The sequence below is a fragment of the Mesorhizobium sp. M7D.F.Ca.US.004.03.1.1 genome, assembly GCF_003998635.1.
GTDB lineage: Bacteria > Pseudomonadota > Alphaproteobacteria > Rhizobiales > Rhizobiaceae > Mesorhizobium > Mesorhizobium loti.
In genome coordinates, this window is sequence record NZ_RZQG01000816.1 from 1 (window position 1) to 2,680 (window position 2,680).

At 63.9% G+C, this 2,680-nt stretch carries 4 protein-coding genes; 3 read left to right on the top strand and 1 reads right to left on the bottom strand.

Going from position 1 to position 2,680, the window contains the following annotated elements; all coding sequences use genetic code 11:
• The 3 genes from EN935_RS30290 to EN935_RS30300 form a co-directional block, all read left to right on the top strand.
• On the top strand, positions 1-802 hold an 802-nt coding region (locus EN935_RS30290; RefSeq protein WP_127373935.1), incomplete at its 5' end, for an ATP-binding cassette domain-containing protein.
• Between the two features lie 58 nt (positions 803-860).
• Positions 861-1,103 carry a type II toxin-antitoxin system CcdA family antitoxin gene (locus EN935_RS30295; RefSeq protein WP_109664821.1) on the top strand — a complete coding sequence of 81 codons (243 nt, stop codon included), beginning with the start codon at positions 861-863 and terminating at the stop codon, positions 1,101-1,103.
• Positions 1,103-1,402, top strand: a complete 300-nt coding sequence (locus tag EN935_RS30300; RefSeq protein WP_126070879.1) for a CcdB family protein — start codon at positions 1,103-1,105, stop codon at positions 1,400-1,402. Before EN935_RS30295 ends, EN935_RS30300 begins: the two co-directional genes overlap by 1 nt.
• A gap of 29 nt (positions 1,403-1,431) precedes the next feature.
• Here EN935_RS30300 and EN935_RS42360 read toward each other — a convergent pair.
• Positions 1,432-2,680, bottom strand: a 1,249-nt coding sequence (locus EN935_RS42360; protein ID WP_127373936.1) for a hypothetical protein, incomplete at its 5' end; no start/stop codon positions are given.

Below are 2,680 nucleotides of genomic sequence, written 5' to 3' on the forward strand. Positions count from 1 at the left end.
GCTCGGCACCAATCTGGAGATCGCCACGCTCGACCAGAAGCGCGAGGCGGTCGGCCCGCAAGAGACGCTGGCGCAGTATCTCACCGACGGTCGCGGCGAAAACCTCGTCATCAATGGCGAGCAGCGCCATGTCGTTTCCTACATGAAGGATTTCCTGTTCAAGCCGGAGCAGGCGCGCACCCCGGTGCGCGAGTTGTCCGGCGGCGAGCGGGCGCGGCTCTTGCTGGCGCGCGTGCTGGCGCGGCCGGCAAACCTTCTGGTGCTCGATGAGCCGACCAACGATCTCGACATGGAGACGCTGGAACTGCTGCAGGAACTGGTCGCCGGGTTTGCCGGAACGGTCATCCTGGTCAGCCACGACCGTGATTTCCTCGACCGCACCGTGACCAGCCTGATCGCGCCGGACGGTGACGGCCGCTGGATCGAATATGCCGGCGGTTACTCCGACATGCTGGCGCAGCGCGGCGGCACCCGGCTCGACGACCGCAGGGCGCGCGCGAAGGCCGAAAACGGCGATGCGCCAATGACGACCAAAAGTGAAGCTGCTGCGCCAAAGGGGCCGGCGAAGAAACTGTCGTTCAAGCAGAAATTCGCGCTGGAATCCCTGCCCAAGAAAATCGAAGCTGTGATGGCTTCGATCTCACGGTTGGAGAACAACATCGCCGATCCGGCCTATTACGAGCGCGACCCGGCCTCCTTCCAGAAAACCATCGCCGCCCTCGACAAGGAGCGCGCCACGCTGGCCGCGCTTGAAGAAGAGTGGCTGGAGCTGGAGATGCTGCGGGAGGAAATGGAGAGGTGAAGGATTGCGTGCGGGCTTTTATGCGCCTACATTATGCGCATAAAAGGAGGCGGTCTCTATGCTTCAATCGACGCCGAAACCTCAGCGAAAGTCCGTTAACACATCCATTGATTCTCAGCTGATCAAAGACGCCAAGGCGTTGGGCATCAACATCTCCCGCGCCGCAGAGGCAGGTATCGCAAAAGCGATTGCGGCAGAAAAGACGCGTCGTTGGCAAGAAGAAAACAAGGAAGCTATTCAAAGCTCCAATGAGTATGTCAGGCGCAACGGGCTGCCATTGGCCAAACACCGGCTGTTTTGATGGCACGCTACGATCTCTATCGGAATGCCGAAGGTAGCGGTTATCTTCTCGATGTTCAGTCCGACCTTCTTGAGGGACTGACCACGAGGGTCGTCATTCCGTTGATGCCGCCCGACATAGCCCCGGTTCCGGGCCGCCGTCTAAACCCGACCTTCGCAATCGACGGCAGGAATCATGTGATGGTCACACAATTCATGTCAGCCTTGATGGCCTCAGAATTGCCTGATGCCGAGGGAAATCTCTCCAGACACCACGACGACATCGTCGCCGCGCTCGACATGTTGTTCCAAGGCTTCTAAACCAAAGGGGCTCCGGGCCGGCGCCCTTCTCAGCCCGCCGTTTTCGCCTGCCAGGCCTTGATCGCCTCGTCGAACACCTTCTCGCCGGGAATGCCCTTTTCCATGGTCAGCAATGCCCGCCGTCCGGTCTTGTAGACGACCGGCACGTCGATCCAGTCCTGGCCGCGAAGCAAGGTCATGTTGGCGTCTTCGTCGGCCTTGGTGTCGTTGAGCGCGACGAGGAAGAAACCGTCGGCGATCTTGGCCGGAATGCCGATCAGCGGGCTGCCGGCATCCTGTTCCGAACTTTTCATGGCGACGCGCAGGATGTTGTCGACACCGCCGCCCTCAAAACCGTCGGGCGTCAGAAAGATCATCTCAATGATATGGCTGGCCGGCAGTGTCTGGTCGGTGTTGCGGCGGATGGTCATGCGCAACTGGATATCCTTGCCGGGAATGGTGGCTTCGGCGCGGATCGCCGGCTCCGGCGGCAGGTCGCCTCCGGGCGATTCCTGAACCAGCGACCAGACGATATTGCCCGGCTCCGCCGAACCCTGGGCGGTGCTGGTGCGCTCTTCATAGAAGATCGCCTTCTGGCCGACCGGCAGCGCGGTTTCCGCGGGCGCGGCCGCCGGTGCGGGCGGCGCAGCACCTGCTGGTGCGGGCGGAGTGGCGGCAGCATTGACCGGCGCTGCCGGGGCAGCTCCATTGGCAGGCGGTGTTGCGGGGGCGGCACCTGTCGCCGGAGGCGTAGTCGCGGCAGGCGTGCCGGCGGCCGGTGCGGAAATCGCCGGCGCGTTCGTCGCCGAGGGCGGCGTGGTCAGCGCGGCGACCGATTCGCCTTCGCCGATGCCGCTTTGACCACCGGCCGGGCCGGGATCGACTTCGCTGCCCTGCGGCGTCAGCCGCTGGGTGAATTTCGTGCTTTCGGCTTCCGTGCCGCCGCCGGTCGCGGGCGCCGGCGGCGTTGCCGCCGCATCATTTGCCGGCTTGGCGGGGGCCGGTTTCACCGGTTCGGTCTTGGCGACCGGGTTGCCGCCAGGCCCGAGCATCTTGCCGAAAGCGTCCTTGTTCAGCCAGATGCCGTAACCGCCGCCGGCAACGACCAGCAGCGCGACGACAGCGGCGATCAGCCCGCCATAGCTGCGCTTGCGCTCGGCGGGACGTAGCCGCTGGAAGGTGTCGGACACCGGCTCTTCGTTGCTGGAAAAGACATCGGCCCCGTCGTCCGCCTCGTCGGCGTCCATACCTGCAGCGTCCATGCCTGCAAGAGGCGTGTCGGCGCGAGCCGGCTGGGAA